This window comes from Yoonia sp. (assembly GCF_965660735.1).
Lineage (GTDB): Bacteria > Pseudomonadota > Alphaproteobacteria > Rhodobacterales > Rhodobacteraceae > Yoonia.
Genome location: NZ_CBFIBD010000025.1, coordinates 18289 through 35351 on the forward strand (window position 1 = coordinate 18289; position 17063 = coordinate 35351).

At 58.2% G+C, this 17063-nt stretch carries 17 protein-coding genes; 13 read left to right on the forward strand and 4 right to left on the reverse strand.

What is annotated here, in order from left to right; genetic code table 11:
* Positions 1–3 precede the first annotated feature (3 nt).
* A complete protein-coding gene (locus ACTG4B_RS10330) occupies positions 4–972 on the reverse strand; it encodes a Hint domain-containing protein (RefSeq protein ID WP_439155621.1) in 969 nt (322 codons plus the stop codon).
* A gap of 129 nt (positions 973–1101) precedes the next feature.
* Here ACTG4B_RS10330 and ACTG4B_RS10335 point away from each other — a divergent pair, with 129 nt between their 5' ends.
* From ACTG4B_RS10335 to ACTG4B_RS10345, 3 genes are all read left to right on the forward strand, one after another.
* Complete coding sequence (locus ACTG4B_RS10335) at positions 1102–1881, forward strand: SDR family oxidoreductase (RefSeq protein WP_439155622.1); 780 nt, start codon at positions 1102–1104, stop codon at positions 1879–1881.
* Positions 1882–1983: 102 nt separating this feature from the next.
* Positions 1984–3054 (forward strand): ABC transporter ATP-binding protein, encoded by a 1071-nt coding sequence (locus ACTG4B_RS10340; protein ID WP_439155623.1) that lies wholly within the window; start codon positions 1984–1986, stop codon positions 3052–3054.
* A 183-nt stretch (positions 3055–3237) separates the two neighbouring features.
* The gene (locus ACTG4B_RS10345; RefSeq protein ID WP_439155624.1) at positions 3238–3426 is read left to right on the forward strand and encodes a hypothetical protein; all 189 of its coding nucleotides are present in this window, start codon (positions 3238–3240) and stop codon (positions 3424–3426) included.
* Between the two features lie 104 nt (positions 3427–3530).
* Here the strand turns inward: ACTG4B_RS10345 and ACTG4B_RS10350 are convergent, their stop codons facing one another.
* The 3 genes from ACTG4B_RS10350 to ccmI are packed head-to-tail and all read right to left on the reverse strand — an operon-like array spanning position 3531 to position 5439.
* On the reverse strand, positions 3531–3773 hold the full coding sequence (locus tag ACTG4B_RS10350) for a DUF1289 domain-containing protein (RefSeq protein ID WP_439155625.1): 243 nt from the start codon (positions 3771–3773) through the stop codon (positions 3531–3533).
* Positions 3770–4246, reverse strand: a complete 477-nt coding sequence (ruvX, locus tag ACTG4B_RS10355; RefSeq protein WP_439155626.1) for a Holliday junction resolvase RuvX — start codon at positions 4244–4246, stop codon at positions 3770–3772. The genes ACTG4B_RS10350 and ruvX overlap by 4 nt, the downstream gene beginning before the upstream one ends.
* Positions 4243–5439, reverse strand: a complete 1197-nt coding sequence (gene ccmI, locus ACTG4B_RS10360; protein ID WP_439155627.1) for a c-type cytochrome biogenesis protein CcmI — start codon at positions 5437–5439, stop codon at positions 4243–4245. The genes ruvX and ccmI overlap by 4 nt, the downstream gene beginning before the upstream one ends.
* A gap of 200 nt (positions 5440–5639) precedes the next feature.
* Between ccmI and ACTG4B_RS10365 the strand changes: the two genes are divergently transcribed.
* The 10 genes from ACTG4B_RS10365 to ACTG4B_RS10410 all read left to right on the forward strand — a co-directional run bounded on the left by ACTG4B_RS10365 (position 5640) and on the right by ACTG4B_RS10410 (position 16997).
* The gene (locus tag ACTG4B_RS10365) at positions 5640–6884 is read left to right on the forward strand and encodes a sarcosine oxidase subunit beta family protein (RefSeq protein WP_439155628.1); all 1245 of its coding nucleotides are present in this window, start codon (positions 5640–5642) and stop codon (positions 6882–6884) included.
* A 37-nt stretch (positions 6885–6921) separates the two neighbouring features.
* Entirely contained in the window at positions 6922–7251 is a 330-nt protein-coding gene (locus ACTG4B_RS10370; RefSeq protein WP_439155629.1) for a sarcosine oxidase subunit delta, read from the forward strand.
* Positions 7248–10259: a sarcosine oxidase subunit alpha family protein gene (locus ACTG4B_RS10375; protein WP_439155630.1), complete on the forward strand. Its 3012-nt coding sequence runs from the start codon at positions 7248–7250 to the stop codon at positions 10257–10259. The genes ACTG4B_RS10370 and ACTG4B_RS10375 overlap by 4 nt, the downstream gene beginning before the upstream one ends.
* Positions 10252–10815, forward strand: a complete 564-nt coding sequence (locus tag ACTG4B_RS10380) for a sarcosine oxidase subunit gamma (RefSeq protein ID WP_439155631.1) — start codon at positions 10252–10254, stop codon at positions 10813–10815. The genes ACTG4B_RS10375 and ACTG4B_RS10380 overlap by 8 nt, the downstream gene beginning before the upstream one ends.
* 173 nt (positions 10816–10988) lie before the next feature.
* Positions 10989–12740 (forward strand): hypothetical protein, encoded by a 1752-nt coding sequence (locus tag ACTG4B_RS10385; RefSeq protein ID WP_439155632.1) that lies wholly within the window; start codon positions 10989–10991, stop codon positions 12738–12740.
* A complete protein-coding gene (locus ACTG4B_RS10390) occupies positions 12737–13777 on the forward strand; it encodes a TylF/MycF/NovP-related O-methyltransferase (RefSeq protein ID WP_439155633.1) in 1041 nt (346 codons plus the stop codon). Before ACTG4B_RS10385 ends, ACTG4B_RS10390 begins: the two co-directional genes overlap by 4 nt.
* Complete coding sequence (locus ACTG4B_RS10395; protein WP_439155634.1) at positions 13755–14558, forward strand: hypothetical protein; 804 nt, start codon at positions 13755–13757, stop codon at positions 14556–14558. Before ACTG4B_RS10390 ends, ACTG4B_RS10395 begins: the two co-directional genes overlap by 23 nt.
* Positions 14559–14567: 9 nt before the next feature.
* Positions 14568–15449: a hypothetical protein gene (locus tag ACTG4B_RS10400; RefSeq protein ID WP_439155635.1), complete on the forward strand. Its 882-nt coding sequence runs from the start codon at positions 14568–14570 to the stop codon at positions 15447–15449.
* Positions 15450–15493: 44 nt separating this feature from the next.
* Positions 15494–16306, forward strand: a complete 813-nt coding sequence (locus ACTG4B_RS10405; protein WP_439155636.1) for an FkbM family methyltransferase — start codon at positions 15494–15496, stop codon at positions 16304–16306.
* 91 nt (positions 16307–16397) lie between these two features.
* Positions 16398–16997, forward strand: a complete 600-nt coding sequence (locus ACTG4B_RS10410; protein WP_439155637.1) for a superoxide dismutase — start codon at positions 16398–16400, stop codon at positions 16995–16997.
* The last annotated feature ends 66 nt before the right edge of the window (positions 16998–17063 follow it).

Here is a 17063-nt window from a genome sequence, read left to right on the forward strand (position 1 = left end):
AGTCTAACGCATGGATGCCTTGCGCAACAATGCGGCGGCTTGTGACGGCGGGATCAGATTGGCCGCGACTTCGTATTCTGTCAGACGGTTGGGCGGGTGATCGGGGAGCGGCGCACCCTCTGGCATGCCCGGCCGCGAGACGGAATCGATGCGCTGCGTTTCTGCACAAATCCCTTCTGCATAGACCAGATCATGGGCGTCCAGCACCAGTTGGTAGTAATCAATGAACCCCCCCGTGCGCCGATAGACGGTCACATCGTCAATCAACTGGCGCGCGCGGATCAGCACCTCTGCCCGTCCCGCGCCCAGATGATCTGCGCGCTGATAGACAAAAATCTTGTGATCGGCACGCACAACCAGATCGGCGTCATTGTGCAAGGTGCCTTTGCTGATCACCACGGGGGCAAAACTGCCGGTCGCCCGCAGGGTCGTCTTGGCGGTCCAGCGCAGGGGCTGTGGGCCATGATCGCGGGTCAGCACCAGATCACCGCGGTTCAGCAATTCAACCGGACACAGCCGCCCGTCGCCCAATGTGATCCGCGTGCCGCTGGCAAAGGCCCCACAACCGGCCAGAGCCAGGCGACGGGTCGCGGTCTTTCGTTCAATGCCCACCAGACGGTAATCTGTCTGGGCTTCAAGCAAACCGAGAGGCAGCAGATAGACACCTTCGGCCATCCCGTCGGCGACCTCGACAAGGATCAGCGCCTCGACGGTGGCCCCCGTCGGCGTCATCAGGGTCAGGCAACAATCCATATGCACCGTGTTGCCAGGCCGGTCGGGGCGCGCAAATACGGTGCTGTCATCCTGTGGCCGTAATTCCAGATGCAGCGGCTGGCTGTGCGGGGTCAGCTGGTACACATCGTCCAGAACCAGTTCGTCGGCAAAAGTTATCGGCTCGCCCAAGGCAACGCCATCTGTTGCGATCAAGTCTGTGGCTTTGTAGGGCGCTATGACCATTGGGTTTTCTGTCATGCCCATGCTTTATACCGCCGCTTGCGATCCGCCAAGATGCAAAGCTGATCACAGACAGCACGTTGCCGACAGGTTGGTGCAGTGCTAAGTCCTTTTGCGGAACATCGCATCACGAAAAGGAAAATGGTTATGGATCTGGGTATCGCCGGAAAGCGCGCATTGGTCTGCGCATCGTCAAAGGGTTTGGGGCGTGGCTGTGCCGAGGCATTGGCCGCAGCGGGCGTCAACCTTGTGCTGAACGCCCGTGGCGCCGACGCGCTGGAGGCGACAGCCGCAGCGATCCGTGACGCACATGGGGTCGAGGTGATCACCGTTGCCGCCGATGTCGCAACCGAAGAAGGGCGTGCCGCATTGCTGGCGGCCGCCGGTGATGTGGATATTCTGGTCAATAACGCCGGTGGCCCGCCTCCCGGCATGTGGTCTGACTGGGACCGTGATGATTTCATCGCCGCCCTTGACGCCAACATGCTGGCGCCCATCGCGCTGATGAAGGCGCTGATGCCCGGCATGATCGATCGCGGCTGGGGCCGTGTCGTCAATATCACATCCGGTTCGGTCAAGGCGCCGATCCCGCAGCTGGGGCTGTCAAATTCCGCGCGCGCCGGGTTGACGGGTTACGTGGCCGGCACCTCGCGGCAGGTGGCGCAATATGGTGTGAACATCAACAACATGCTGCCCGGTATTCATGCCACCGACCGGGCCGACAGCCTTGATGCGGGTGTGGCCAAGGCGCAAGGGATCGATATTGCTGCCGCAACGGCCCAGCGGCAGGCGACGATTCCCGCACGCCGCTACGGGACCGCTGCGGAATTCGGTGCGATGTGCGCGTTTCTGTGTTCACAGCACGCGGGCTTTATCGTCGGGCAGAATGTCGTGCTGGATGGCGGCGCGATCAACGCAACGATCTGATCTTTGGCCGGGCGCACCAACGCGCCCGGCCATCTTGCCGACGGGCGTTTCAGTTGTTAAGTGCGCCATACCTAATTGTTTTACTCAGGGATAAACCCCTTCATGGCGACCCCGCGGCTTGAGATCAGGAACATCGTCAAGGATTTTGGCGGCCGCCGGGTGGTGGATGACGTCAGCCTGACGGTCATGCCGGGGCAGGTGACCTGCCTGCTGGGGCCGTCGGGCTGCGGCAAATCCACGACCTTGCGGATCATTGCAGGCGTCGAAATACAGGACAGCGGCACCATCCATGTCGATGGCAATCTGGTCTGCGATACCGTGTTCCGCGTGCCCCCCGAAGGCCGGTCGATCGGGCTGATGTTTCAGGATTTTGCCCTGTTTCCGCATCTGACAGTGGGGCAGAACGTGGCCTTTGGCCTAAAGGGGCGCGATGCCGCTGCGCGTGTGAAAACCCTTCTCGATAAGGTGGGCATGGCGCGCTATACCGACGAATATCCGCACCAGTTGTCAGGGGGCGAGCAACAGCGCGTTGCCCTTGCCCGGGCACTGGCCCCCAAACCCCGCATCATGCTGATGGACGAGCCGTTTTCCGGCCTTGATGACCGCCTGCGCGACGATATCCGCGACGAAACGCTTGAAGTGCTCAAGAGCGAAGGGGCGGCCGTGCTGCTGGTCACCCACGAACCGGGCGAGGCGATGCGCATGGCCGATGAAATTGCGCTGATGCGCGACGGCAAGATCGTGCAGCGCGGCGCGCCCTATAACATCTACAACGCGCCAAAGGATTTGCAGGCGGCGGCGTTTTTCAGCGATATCAATGTGATCCGGGGCAAGGTTCAGGGGGCGCTGACCGATACCCCCTTTGGTCAGTTTCTAGCCCCCGGCGTGCCAGATGGCACAGAGGTTGATATCGTGATCCGGCCCCAGCACCTGAAAATCGACTTTGACCGGGGCGGGCGCGGCCCCAACCCCACGCCAGAGGACGGCACAGCGGCACGCGGCATCGTGCAGCGGTCGCGGTTCATGGGGGCGTCCAGTCTTGTTGAATTTCGCATGGATTTTGACGGCTCGATCCTGCGCGCCTCTGTTCCGACGGTCTTTTTGCCGAAACCCGGCACGCCTCTCTGGATCATGATCCGGCGCGACAGGTGTTTCGTATTTCCGCGTGGCTAGCTGCGAAACCTGAATGACATTTGACCTTTCTCAGGCCCCCGACCGTCAGATACCGCACCCCTGTGATCAGCGTTGGCTTTGCCGGAATTTGGGAAGGTCATTCTTGCGTTGGGGCGCTTGACTTCGATCAATCCGAGCAGGTCACTATTATGTGATACCCGGTGCAGGAGAAGGAGATTTGACGTGAAAAGTACCATTATTCTGCTTGCACTGATGGGCGCACTCGCCGCATGCGAAGATTTCGCGGCGCAAGATCAAATGATGACGGAAAGCGACAGCGCCGCAACCAGCGCCGATGACGATACTGCCGTTTCGGGAACCCATGAACAAGACCGCGACCGGGACCAGACAGGCACGCACAGCGGCGGCTAGGTCAGTAGCAATCAGTCTATTTGAAAGAATGAGCCGACTGTCCTGTCGGCGTCGTGCGGCAGGTTGTCCCGCAGTCGCCGGCATCCGTCGGCTTGCACTGAAAATTACTTCAGCCGCGCCGCCCGTCCGCCGCGTCGCTTTGTGATCTTGGCGGCCCGGTCGGGCAGTTCTGCCATGACCGCCTTGCGCGCCTCCGGGGACATGCGGGACCATGCGCCGATTTCGTCGATGCTGCGCAGGCAGCCGGTACAAAGCCGTGATTTGGGTTCGATCACGCAGATCTTGATGCAGGGGCTTTCGATTTCCGCCCTTGCCCAGATGTGATCGGTGTTTTCAGTTTTGGTCACGCGTGATTCCCCAGATGTCGCAGCCGGTCTAGCATACCTTGCAGGATATAGCTTGCCGCGACATGGTCGATCACTTCGGCGCGACGTTTGCGTGACGTATCCGCCTCTAGCAGGGCGCGTTCGGCGGCAACGGTGGACAGGCGCTCATCCCAGAATGTGATCGGCAGGTCGGTCAGTTTTTCCAGATTGCGGGCAAAGGCACGCGTCGCCTGACAGCGCGGCCCCTCGGACCCGTCCATATTGCGCGGCAGGCCCAGCACCAGCCCCCTGATCTGGCGGGCGTCCGTGATCTCCAGCAGGCGGGCGGCATCGAGGCCGAATTTGCGGCGCCTGATCGTCTCAAGCGGGGTGGCAACCGACCGCATCCCGTCAGACACGGCCACGCCGATGGTCACAGTGCCCAAGTCAAGCCCGGCAATCGCGCCGTGGGCGGGGATCGCTGCGGCAAAGTCCTGTGGTGTGTCGCAGATCATTCCAGCACGCCAGCCGATTGCGCGGCCTCGGTCAGAACCTCCATTGCGGATGTGCTGGTGCCGAACACTTCGCGCGCTTCGACCCAGACGGTGCGGGCGGCCTCTGTGTCACCCATGACGCCATAGGCGGTGATCAGCCGCGCCCAATCGGATGCGGTGCCGCCTTCGTTGGCCAGACGGTCGGCAAGACCGGCCACCATGTTGCCAATCATCGCCTGGCGTTCTTCGGGCGTCATGTCCTGCGCATTGTCGATATCGGCGGCAGACGGCCCGCGCACGGCGGGCAGCGTATATTCGACACCGGCACGAAACGCCGCATCCTCGATCTGGTCACGGGCCGCCGCGACATGAAATACAGCCGGATCGCCGGTTTCGACGATCCCGCGCCACAGCCGGTAGGCGATGTCGGCACGGTCGGTCTGGTTGTATAGCGCGCCAAGATAATAAAGCGCCGCGATATTTTCAGGATCGCGATCCAGAATTGTCCTGATCACCTGTTCCGCTTCGGGCGAGACAAGCCCCCCAGCGGCCGTCACCATCATATCGAGAAGCCGCCGCAGGTCTTCTGTTTCTGCCGCCTCACCCTTGAGGTCGATCACGCGTGACTGCGCCTGTGCTGCTGCGGCGTAGTTGCGCAACTCTGCCTCGTGATAGGCCAGCAGTTCCCATGCCTGAAGATCATCGGGGCGCGTGGGGGCAATGGCGCGCAGCTGTTCGATCGCCGTGCGGTATTCATCGGGGGCGTCCACGGGCGGCGGGGCGGGTGCAACCGCCTCGAGCGCCGCTTGTGCGGGGCGGTTTTCGCGCATGTCGTCACTTGCGGCAATCCGCGCCTGAAGCGGTAGATCACCGTAACCGGGTGCGCCCAGCGACTGATAAAGCCCAAACGCCACACCCACGACGACCACAACCAGAATGATCGAGGTCGTGGCCTTGGGCCGGCCCGTTGCCATCGACTGTTCGGTTGCCTTGCTGGCGGCCAGCAAGCGGCGGGCGACCTCTGTGCGGGCGCGGTCGGCCTCTTCCGGGGCCAGCACGCCGCGTTCCACATCGCGGTCCAGTTCATCCAATTGGGCACGGTAGATGGCCACATCGGGGCTTTCGTTTGAAACCCGGGCAGGGCGCAGAAGGGGGGCGACGACGACGGCCCCTACGGCAAGTGCCAGAACAATACAGATCAGCCAGAAAATCATCGTATACCCTCAGTGGTTTCCAAAGGGACATAACCGCGCTGTCACAGGGTTGAAAGCCCCCTGCGACGACCTGCCGTTTCCATCCCCGTTGCCCATGTCGTAAAATACGATAAAGACGCCGCTGGCAGTATCCTATTTGGACCGCGCAAGGTCCAGACAGGGCGCAGCCGTGCCAAGACCAATCAGGGAATCGGGGACCGATGAAACGTTATTCTGCCTTTGCCATCGCCCGCGAGGCCATGCGCCAGCACACCGGCTGGGATCGTGCATGGGCCGCGCGCACGCCACGCCGCAAATATGATGTGGTGATCGTGGGGGGCGGGGGGCACGGCTTGGCCACGGCCTATCATCTGGGCAAGAATTTCGGGATCACGAATGTAGCGATCCTTGAAAAGGGGTGGCTGGGTGGCGGCAACACGGGCCGGAACACGACGATCATCCGTTCCAACTATCTGCAAGACCCGTCGGCGGCGATCTATGAAAAATCCCGCAGCCTGTATGAAACCATGTCGCAGGATCTGAACTATAACGTCATGTTCAGCCCGCGTGGTGTCATCATGCTGGCGCAAACCCAGCACGAGGTGCGTGGGTATAAACGCACCGCCCACGCCAATGCGCTGCAAGGGGTGACGACCGAATGGATCGGCCCTGACCGCGTCAAGGAACTGTGTCCGATCATGAATATAGACGGGCCGCGTTACCCTGTCCTTGGCGGGCTGTGGCAGGCGCGCGGCGGCACGGCGCGCCACGATGCGGTGGCATGGGGCTATGCGCGGGCCTGTTCGGATATGGGCATGGACGTGATCCAGCAATGCGAGGTGACGGGCGTGCGCCAGCAGGGCGGCAAGGTCGTGGGCGTCGATACCTCAAAGGGGCCCATCGACTGTGACAAGCTGGGGATGGTCGTGGCAGGACATTCCGGTGTGTTGGCGCAGATGGCGGGTTTCCGTTTGCCGATTGAATCGGTGGCCTTGCAGGCGCTGGTGTCCGAACCGATTAAACCCTGTATGGATGTCGTGGTGATGGCGAACACCGTGCACGGCTACATGTCGCAGTCCGACAAGGGCGAGATGGTCATCGGCGGCGGCACGGATGGCTATAACAACTACACCCAGCGCGGATCGTTCCACCATATCGAGGAAACGGTGCGCGCGCTGGTCGAAACCTTCCCGATGATTTCACGCCTGAAAATGCTGCGCCAGTGGGGCGGGATCGTGGATGTGACGGGCGACCGCTCGCCCATCCTGTCGAAAACCCCGGTCGAGGGCGTGTTCGTCAACTGCGGCTGGGGCACGGGCGGGTTCAAGGCGACGCCGGGGTCAGGCTGGGCCATGGCCGAACTGATGGCCAAGGGGCAATCACCGCTGACCGAGGAATTCAGCATGTTCCGTTTCCGCGAAGGCAAATTCATCGACGAAAGCGTCGCGGCAGGGGTGGCGCATTGATGAAACCGAATAACAACCGTTCTGCAAAGGTGTTGCCATGCTGACCCTTCATTGCCCCTATTGCGGCGTCGACGCCGATGAAACCGATCTGCACGCGGGCGGGCAGGCGCATCTGAAACGCGAGGGGCCGGAATCGTCGGATGATGATTTCGAGGATTATCTGTTCATGCGCGAAAACCCCAAGGGGGTGCATTTCGAACGCTGGCGGCATGTCTATGGCTGCGGCAAGTGGTTTCACGCCGCCCGCTGCACCGCCACGCTGGAGGTGTTTGGCACCTATTCCGCGCAGACGCTGGAGCCACCAAAAGACATCCGCGACAAGATTACCGCAAAACGCCCGGGCTGGGTGTGGGGGGCGTTTAAATGAGCACACGTCTGGCAAACAAGGGCCGCCTGATCGACACGACACAGGCCGTTTCCTTTACCTTCAACGGCAAGCATCTGCGCGGTTTCAAAGGCGATACGCTGGCCTCTGCCCTTTTGGCCAATGACCAGATGCTGGTGGGCCGGTCGTTCAAATACCACCGCCCGCGCGGGGTTGTCGCCAGCGGCGCCGAAGAACCCAACGGGCTGGTCAACCTTGGCACAGGCGCGCGGTTCGAACCGAACCAGCGCATCACCACGACGCATGTGTTCGACGGGCTGACCGCGACCAGCCAGAACCACTGGCCCAGCCTCGAATTCGACGTGGGCGCGATCAACACGCGTTTGTCGCGGTTCCTGCCTGCGGGTTTCTATTACAAGATGTTCATGTATCCGCAGTCGTTCTGGAAACATGTCTATGAACCGATCATCCGCAAATCCGCGGGTCTGGGCCGTGCGCCCAAGGATCGCGACGCCGACACCTACGAACATTTCCACGCCCATGTGGATGTGTTGGTCGTCGGTGGCGGGATCGCCGGGCTGTCTGCTGCACAGGCCGCCGGTGATCGTGGCGCGCGGGTGCTGCTGGTCGAGCAGACTGAGCATTGGGGTGGCCGCGCCGGTGTCGATGCCCCCGAAATTGAAGGGCAGCCCGCGCAGGACTGGATCAAGGCCACTGTGCAAGCCCTTGAAAATATGCCAAATGTCGATCTGCGCCTGCGCTGCATGGGCGCGGGCGTGTACGACCACGGCTATGTGTTGGCCTATGAACAGCTGACCGATCACGCGCCTGATGCGGGCGGCCCGCGCCATCGGTTGTGGCGGATCAGGGCGCAACAGATCGTCACCGCGACAGGGGCGATCGAACGCCCGCTGTCGTTTGCGGGCAATGATATTCCCGGTGTCTTGCTGGCGGCGGCAGTCCGCGATTACGTCGTGAACTGGGGTGTGTCGCTGGGCGATCGCACGGTCGTCGTGACCAACAACGATGATGCCTATCGCACCGCCATTACCCTGAAAGAGACAGGGCTGGAAGTGCCGGTGATCGTCGATGCACGCACCGATGCCAAAGGGCCGCTGATTGATCAGGCCCGCGCCCTGGGGATCCGGGTGGAAATGGGCAAGGGTATCGCCAAGGTCAAAGGCGGCAAGCGTGTGACCGGTGTGGCCCTGTGCGCGCAGGCCGGCGAAGGCGCCGTTCTGGAAGAAATCGCCTGCGATTGCGTTGCCATGTCGGGCGGCTGGTCGCCGGTCGTGCACCTGTGGTCGCATTGCGGCGGCAAGCTGTGCTGGGATACGGCCCAGGCGATGTTCCGCCCCGATCATGACCGCGCGCCAACGGGTGCGGATGGCAAGCCTTTCGTGACGGTCGCAGGCACGGCAAACGGGCACCTGTTCACCGCCGAAGCGATTGGCGACGGTTGGGCCGCCGGTCGGTCGGCGGCCAAGGCGGCGGGTCATCTGAAACGCGGCGGGCAGGCCCCCCTGGGCGACGATCTGGAAGAAGGCCCGCTCGCGCCGGTCTGGCTGATGCCGCAGGGTGCCAGCTATGCGCTGCGGTCCAAGGCGTGGCTGGATTTTCAGAACGACGTCAAGGTCAGCGATGTGCAACTGGCTGCGCAGGAAGGGTTCGAAAGCGTCGAACACGCGAAACGCTATACCACGCTGGGCATGGCGACAGATCAGGGCAAGCTGAGCAATATCAACGGCCTGGCGATCCTGTCGCAGTCACTGAATGCGGAAATCCCCAATGTGGGCACCACGACATTCCGCCCGCCCTATACGCCGATTTCCATGGGGGCGATCACCGGCGTGGCGCGGGATGAATTGTTTCAGCCGATCCGCAAGACGCCGATGTCGGACTGGCACAATGCCAATGGGGCCGACAACGAACCCGTGGGCCAATGGCGCCGCCCCTATGCTTATGTGCGCAGCGGCGAAACTGTCCATGATGCCGTCAACCGCGAGGTCAGCAATACCCGTGAAAAGCTGGGGCTGCTTGATGCCTCGACCCTTGGCAAGCTGATCGTCAAGGGGCCGGACGCGGGCAAGTTTCTGGACATGATGTATACCAACATGATGTCCACCCTGCCGGTTGGCAAATGCCGCTACGGGCTGATGTGTTCGGAAAACGGGTTTCTGATGGATGACGGTGTCGTCGCGCGGATGGATGACGACACATGGCTGTGTCACACCACCACTGGCGGGGCCGAACGTATTCACGCCCACATGGAAGACTGGCTACAGTGCGAATGGTGGGATTGGCAGGTGTATGTCGCCAATGTCACCGAACAATACGCACAGATGGCCGTGGTCGGCCCCAATGCCCGCAAGATGCTGGAAACGCTGGGCGGCATGGACCTGTCAGCGGAAACGCTGCCCTTCATGCAATGGGCCGAAGGCAGGATCGGGGATTTCGACGCGCGGGTGTTCCGCATCAGTTTCTCTGGCGAGCTTTCGTATGAAATCGCCGTACCTGCGGGGCAGGGTGCTGCGTTCTGGGATGCCCTGCTGGCGGCGGGTCAACCGTTTGGCGTGATGCCCTACGGGACCGAGGCCTTGCACATCATGCGCGCCGAAAAAGGGTTCATCATGATCGGTGACGAAACCGACGGCACGGTCATCCCGCAGGATCTGAACCTGCAATGGGCGCTGTCGAAAAAGAAAGAGGATTATCTGGGCAAACGCGCCCATTTGCGCAGCCATATGGCCGACCCGGACCGCTGGAAACTGGTGGGGCTGGAAACGGTTGATGGCTCGGTCCTGCCTGACGGTGCTTATGCGATTGCGGATGGCACCAATGAGAACGGCCAACGCAACACGCAGGGCCGCGTCACCTCGACCTATCATTCGCCCACATTGGGGCGCGGAATCGCCATGGGGCTGGTCCTGCATGGGCCCGACCGCATGGGCGAGGTGATAGACTTCAACACCGTCGATGGCACCACGGTGGCGGCGAAAATCGTCGATCCGGTATTCTATGACAAGGCAGGGGAAAAGCAGAATGTCTAACGCTGTCAGTGCCTTGAATGGCAAAACCGCCGTCGGTGACGTGACTGTAAGTGACGCAGGTTTGCAGGGTATGATCACCCTGCGCGGCGATCTGGGCGCGAAAAAGCTGCGCACGGTTTGCACCGATCTGACCGGGGTGGCATTTTGCGAACAGGGCAAGGCCAATACCGCAGGCGACAAAGGCCTGTGCTGGATGTCACCCGATGAATTGCTGGTGCTTGTGCCTTATGCGGATGTTGGCGCAGCGATTGCACAGATCGACAAGGCCATGAAAGGCACGCATTATCTGGCGGAAAACCTCTCGGACGCCCGCGCGCTGATCACGGTCAGCGGCCCCTATGCGCGTGAGGTGGTGGCAAAACTGGCCCCTGTCGATTTGCACCCGGCTACGTTCCAGCCCGGCACCTTTCGCCGGACCCACCTGGGACAGGTCGCCGCGGCTTTCTGGATGGAAGATACGGACACGGTGCAGGTCATTTGTTTCCGGTCGGTGGCTGACTATGCATTTGATCTGCTGGCAGAAAGTGCCAAGGCAGGGCCGGTGGGGCATCTGTAAGCCCTGTAATTCCATCATGATTGTGTGACAGGACCGTGTTTTTCATCCGGTACTGCGACACAAATATTGTCACCTTCCATATTATTGACATTGTAGCATGGTGATCGGTAGGTCAGTTTACAAAGACAAATTGGTCGTGCGTACGGCCCGATCTAAAGAGTCTCGACCGTATCATGAGAAAACCGCCTGTCACTGACCTGTCTGTATCTGTCAAACTGGTCATTTGGGATCTTGATGAGACGTTCTGGAATGGCACCTTGTCAGAAGGTGGCATAGTGGCAATCGAACAGCATGTGCAAATGGTGCGTACTTTGGTAGATCGCGGGATCATGTGCGCGGTCTGTTCCAAGAACGACTGGGCAACCGCCAAGTCCGAATTGGAAAAGATGGGCATTTGGGATTTGTTTGTTTTTTCCCACATTGATTGGACCCCGAAAGGTCAGGCAATCCAGAATATGTTGCAGCGGATGGGCCTACGGGCTGAAAATGCGCTATTTCTGGATGACAATCATCTGAACCTCGAAGAGGCGAGGTTTTTCAACGAGAAGCTGATGGTCGTCGATGCTGAAAAACATGACCTGATCAGCCTACTCGATCTACCCCAATTACAGGGAAAAGATGACAGCGCCAACAAACGGCTTGCCCAATACAAGGTCATGGAAGGCAAGCTGCAGGAGCAGGCTGAAACCGGGCTTTCCAATGTGGAATTCCTGCGTCAGTCGGCAATCAGGGTCAAGATTATTACGGATATCGAAAATCACATGGACCGGGTCTACGAGATTTTGAACCGGACCAATCAACTGAACTACACTAAGGTCAGGGCCAATACCCCAAAAGAGCGCGCGGATTTCGAGGCGCTTTTGGCGACTTCGGGGATGCATGCGGGGCTGATCCACGCGCATGACCGCTATGGTGACTACGGGGTTGTCGGCTTCTTTTGTGTCCGCACCAAGTTTTCAGGGACCACCGTGCATCATTTCGCGTTTTCTTGCCGAACGTTGAATATGGGTGTCGAGCAATGGGTTTGGGATTATCTGGGTCAGCCCGACGTGAATGTAGTCAACCCAGTCGCAAATCCGATCAGAACCTTCGATGCGGTCGATTGGATTACAGAAGTGGCCGATTTCGACGAAGGTGAGAATGGGCAGGAGCAGAAGCGCCTGTGCCTTGTGGGTGGCTGCGATCTTTTGCAGGTGTCGTTTTACTGCGGCACAAACCGTGACGAGTTTGTCAACAAGCAGGACGAAATGGGGATGCTTGTGCGGTATGATGACGTTGGCTTTTTCCTTAACCCGCGTGAGATGGAGCTCAAGCACTCCAAACCGCTCAAGAATTTTCTAGGCTGGTCGCTTGATGACATGAAGGCGTTGGACCAAAGCCTTAAAGTGTCCGACCTGATCTTGTTGTCGTTATATTTTTCAGTGCCTTCCGACAACCTGTTCACGTTTGGTGGAACAGAATTTGGCGGCAAGTTTTGGGGAACGGTGCCGCCGCGCCGCCTGAAACGACTGATGAAGGACCCCGATCACGCGATCCGCTTTGCCAAGCAGATGTTTCACCGGCGCCTGCCACTTGAAGAGCGGCTGGAATTGACCCGGATGTGCTTTGCCCATGCGTACCGACTGAAACGCCGCGAGGTTCCGCTGTTTATTCTGGGAGCGGCGATGCATCACGGCGATCAGGCCAAGCGAACACATGCTATCCGTGGGGCCTATAACGAAATGTGTCAGGCCTTTTGCGAAGAACATAGAGGCGCAATCTTTATCGATGTCGATCAACTGCTCGATGCCGAAGAATTCGCCGACAGCGACCACTATACACGGACAGGGTATTTCAAGATCGCGGAGTTCGTGAATGCGAATGCGAATGCTGGACAGAAGGCCTTGGCAAACGCGGAAAAATCAACTTTGGGGACTGTGCAGTGAGTGGAAGCGAGCCAAATATCGCGTTTGACGCGCAACAAAGAATCAAATCCGATGATGTGACGGCCCCCAGCAAAATGGAACGCTATATGGGGTTCCTGGTTCAAGAATGGCGTAAACTGTCGAGCACATCGCTGATCGATCCTAATGATGCGCCAGCTTCACGGACCAAGGTGCTGGATTACACTGTCGAGCAACTCGGTGAGAAGCCCGGTCTTCGGTTGGAATTCGGCGTCTGGCGCGGGAATTCAATCAAGCGCTGCGCGGCCAGCTTTCCAGATCATCATTGGTATGGCTTTGATAGCTTTGAGGGTTTCCCCGACGATGGGCGGGTGGACTGGCAAAAACCCTTCAAGGTCATCGAATTGCCGGACACGCCTGAAAATGTTACCTTGGTCAAAGGATACTTTTCGGACACGCTTGACCCGTTTCTGGGTGAGGTGCCTGGCGAATTGGCTTTCATCAATGTCGACTGCGACATTTATTCGTCTACCGTTGATATTTTCACAGCACTTGAGAAACATGATCGCCTGCGGCCTGGCTTGACGATCTATTTCGACGAGCTGATCAACTACGTTGATTTCATGTGGAACGAGGTGCTTGCCTTGTTTGAAATGTGTGAGCGGACAGGTTACGGGGTGGAGTGGGTTGCACATGACCACAGGCTGAGAACGCCCAAAGAGACTGTCCAGTATTTTCACCAAGGCGATCATCCCACATGGATGGATGATATGCGATCAGGATACTGGATGCAGGCAAGCTGTCGGTTGACGGACGCAGGCATTGATTGCGGTCCGATGGACGACCCTGCGTACCGTGAAGAACTGAAATGGATGATCGCGGGTTTTGAACGGCAAGAAGAGCGGCGCCAGCAGGCGCTCGACGAACGCAACATACGCTTGCAGGAGATGGAGCGCGAACGCGAAAGGCGTTACGCGGAGCGTAAAAAGCTGGAAAAACAGCGGCAGAAAGAGAACCTTGAACGGCGCAAACGTGAGCGCGAGCAGGCGAAGCAAGATGGGCGTGATCGTGATGTCTGATGACGCGACGAAACAAGCTCGGGATACTGTATTGGACCGTGCCGAAGTGCTCATCGCCGAGGTGCGAGCAGTGGCGCGTGAAATGCATTTGGCAGCTTCCCTCGCTGGCGTGTCGGATGATGGCACATGTCCGATTTTTTTCAAGGATGAGGTGGTCCACATTGCCCTGCCTTGGGCGTCGGTGGATCAGCTGCAGATGACCTATGTATCACGCCGCATGCCCGCCGACCCGGTATTCATGGAACAGATCCTGGACCTAGTGCCTACGCTTGAGGGCAAGGCTTTTCTAGATGTAGGTTCCTACACCGGGACGTTCGCCATGTTTGTCCGGCGTTTTCTGAAGCCCACCAGCGTGCATCTGTTTGAGCCACAAAATGTGATGAAAGACGCGCTGCTAAAGACTATTTCGGCCAATGATGGTGCGAGCGATGTGCGATATCATCAAGTGATCATCGATGAAGACGACGCTTCTCATGTAATCGGTGCCTACAGTCCTACGAAGCTGTCAGAGGCGAAATATCTACGGCGGGAGGGTGGCACGCTGCGCGCGCGGTCGATCGACAGTATGGCCATCGCCGATGTCGGCTATATCAATCTTGACTTCCCGAATGCCAAGGTCAATGCGATCCGGGGAGCCATGGCCACGATAGAAAAGGATCGTCCGGTTCTGAGCGTTGATCTGGGCGCGCGCGATATCAAGGAAATACGAGCAATTATCGAACCGCTGGACTATGAAGCTGTCCGGGCAGGGCGAAATAGCATTATCTTTGTGCCCAAGTAACCGGTCGTTATGTCCACAGTCTTTGTCACGATGGTTTATAACGACGACGTGTTTCTTGATATCTGGGTCAGATATTATGAAAAATATACGGATCGGGCGAACCTTCATGTTATCACCCATGGCCCGCAACCGTCTGCGCATGAACTGGCTAAAGCGTGCAAGATCATCGAAATTGATCGCGATCCTCGCAATCCAAGGCTGGATCAGGACCGATTTGCGTTCATCAATCAATATTGCTCTGAACTGACGAAACAAAACGACCGCGTCATCTACAACGACGTGGATGAGATTGTGGTGCTCGATCCTGCTTTCGGCACAGACCTCGTTGGCTATATCGAAACCCTGCCCAAAGCGCAGCAGGTCGTGACCCCGCTTGGTCTTGAAATTGTTCACCGCCAGGAACACGAAAACGACTATGACTATACGCGGCAGATGTTCGCGCAACGGCGTTTTGTGCGGGTGAATGGCTGGTATACCAAGCCTTGCATCACCAATACCGACATCATTTGGGGGCCGGATGGCCACGGTGCATCGCACGATCAGCTACATCTGGATGATAATCTTTTCCTATTTCATCTCAAATGGTTCGACACCGAATTCCATTTGAACCGCCACCGCGAACGGCTGAAGCTGCGGTTCAAGGATGATGCGGGCGAAGAGGTGATCGTCGGGGCTGGCAGTTGGAGCTGGTCGGAAATGACGTACCGGATCGTGACGAATAGTTTTCTGCGCACGTCCATCGATAAACATGAACTTGGTTTTGATTTTTCGGCGCACAGAAGCCGTATTCGGCAAAGCTTTCGCGGCAACGAAAAAGGCATGTACAAGATCGACTGGTTCGTCGACGGTGACCTTCGGATTTTGCCAGATCGCTTCATTGGGCTGGTCTGAAAACAAGGCCCCCTAAAGGCACTGAGAATGACAAAGGCGAAATAATGAGCGAACTGAAAAAAGAGACAGACGAAACAACGTTGGTTGACCTGATTGCATCCAACAAGGCGTTGGCTAACCGTCTTGACGAATTGATCCATCTTCAGCGCGTTGCCATGCTTGAAGATGGACACATCCTGAGATTTCTTTTTGACGATGAAGAGATTGCACTTTCCATACCACTGGCCGAGCGGGATTTTATCCAGCGTAATATTCTGAAATCTGGCAGCTTTTACGAAATTCGTTTGCTGGATCTCTTGCGTCAGAGGGCGGGAATAAAGGCCAATGGGATATTCTATGATGTCGGTGCAAACATCGGCAATCATACCGTCTACTTTTCCAAGGTTTTCAAGCCGCGGCAGATCGTATCCATCGAACCGCAAAAATCCGCAGCAAAATTGCTTGAACGGAATGTCGCGCTGAACGACATCACCCAGTGCACAGTCGTGAAATGCCTTCTGGGTCGCGGCACAGGGCGCGGTGCCATTTCCACGTTTGGTGCGACGAACCTTGGTGGAACATCCTTTAGGGAAGACGCTGAGGGTGCTGTCGAAATGCGCAGCCTTGACAGCATTGTCGATGAACACTCTGATGGAGCGGTCGATTTTATCAAGATTGACGTGGAAGGGATGCACCTTGCGGTTCTGGAAGGCGCCGACAACGTCTTGCAGGTGGCCAGACCAATGATCTGGATTGAACTGCGTACGTTCAAAGGTGAATTTGATGAAGCGGCAAAGGTCTTCGATCGGCACGGCTATCGCCAGACACTTAAGCTGGGGCCGCACGACTTTGTGTTTTCTCCGGTGCAAAAGAAATAGTGGCATTGCAGGTTCAAGGAAGCGTAGCCATTGAAACTTTCGAGTAGTCAGATAGGTAGGGTGACAACAGAAACACAAAAGGAGCTCAGACATGGCCTTCACACTTCCCGATCTTCCCTATGCTCATGACGCCCTTGCCCCCAAGGGCATGTCGGCGGAAACGCTCGAATATCACCACGACCTGCACCACAATGCCTATGTCACCAATGGCAACAAGGCGATTGAGGGCACTGAGTGGGAGGGCAAGTCCCTTGAGGATATCATCAAGGGCACCTATGACCCCAGCGCCGTGGCGCAGAACGGGATCTTCAACAACATCAGCCAGTTGTGGAACCACAACCAGTTCTGGGAAATGATGACGCCGAACGACAGCAAGATGCCGTCCGAGCTGGAAAGTGCCCTGAACGTCAGCTTTGGATCGGTTGACAAGTTCAAGGAAGCCTTTGCCGCCGCAGGTGCCGGGCAGTTCGGGTCCGGCTGGGCCTGGCTGGTGCGCGACACAGACGGCAGCCTGAAGGTCACGAAAACCGAAAACGGCGTGAACCCGATCTGCTTTGGCCAGACCACACTGTTGGGCTGTGATGTGTGGGAACATTCCTATTATATCGACTACCGCAACAAGCGTCCTGCTTATCTGACCAACTTCCTGGACAATCTGGTCAACTGGGAAAATGTCGCATCGCGCATGTAAGCCTTTCGCGATGGACAAGACACAAGGCCCGTGGGACATCCTGCGGGCCTTTTGTTTTGGGGAAAG

Bases quoted from the DNA above. Each gene is read 5' to 3' on its own strand.
- ACTG4B_RS10330 (WP_439155621.1), bottom strand. From the start codon at position 972: ATGACAGAAAACCCAATGGTCATAGCGCCCTACAAAGCCACAGACTTG.
- ruvX (WP_439155626.1), bottom strand. From the start codon at position 4,246: ATGATCTGCGACACACCACAGGACTTTGCCGCAGCGATCCCCGCCCAC.
- ACTG4B_RS10385 (WP_439155632.1), top strand. From the start codon at position 10,989: ATGAGAAAACCGCCTGTCACTGACCTGTCTGTATCTGTCAAACTGGTC.
- ACTG4B_RS10335 (WP_439155622.1), top strand. From the start codon at position 1,102: ATGGATCTGGGTATCGCCGGAAAGCGCGCATTGGTCTGCGCATCGTCA.
- ACTG4B_RS10405 (WP_439155636.1), top strand. From the start codon at position 15,494: ATGAGCGAACTGAAAAAAGAGACAGACGAAACAACGTTGGTTGACCTG.
- ACTG4B_RS10375 (WP_439155630.1), top strand. From the start codon at position 7,248: ATGAGCACACGTCTGGCAAACAAGGGCCGCCTGATCGACACGACACAG.
- ACTG4B_RS10395 (WP_439155634.1), top strand. From the start codon at position 13,755: ATGGGCGTGATCGTGATGTCTGATGACGCGACGAAACAAGCTCGGGAT.
- ACTG4B_RS10410 (WP_439155637.1), top strand. From the start codon at position 16,398: ATGGCCTTCACACTTCCCGATCTTCCCTATGCTCATGACGCCCTTGCC.
- ACTG4B_RS10365 (WP_439155628.1), top strand. From the start codon at position 5,640: ATGAAACGTTATTCTGCCTTTGCCATCGCCCGCGAGGCCATGCGCCAG.
- ACTG4B_RS10340 (WP_439155623.1), top strand. From the start codon at position 1,984: ATGGCGACCCCGCGGCTTGAGATCAGGAACATCGTCAAGGATTTTGGC.
- ACTG4B_RS10380 (WP_439155631.1), top strand. From the start codon at position 10,252: ATGTCTAACGCTGTCAGTGCCTTGAATGGCAAAACCGCCGTCGGTGAC.
- ACTG4B_RS10370 (WP_439155629.1), top strand. From the start codon at position 6,922: ATGCTGACCCTTCATTGCCCCTATTGCGGCGTCGACGCCGATGAAACC.
- ccmI (WP_439155627.1), bottom strand. From the start codon at position 5,439: ATGATTTTCTGGCTGATCTGTATTGTTCTGGCACTTGCCGTAGGGGCC.
- ACTG4B_RS10400 (WP_439155635.1), top strand. From the start codon at position 14,568: ATGTCCACAGTCTTTGTCACGATGGTTTATAACGACGACGTGTTTCTT.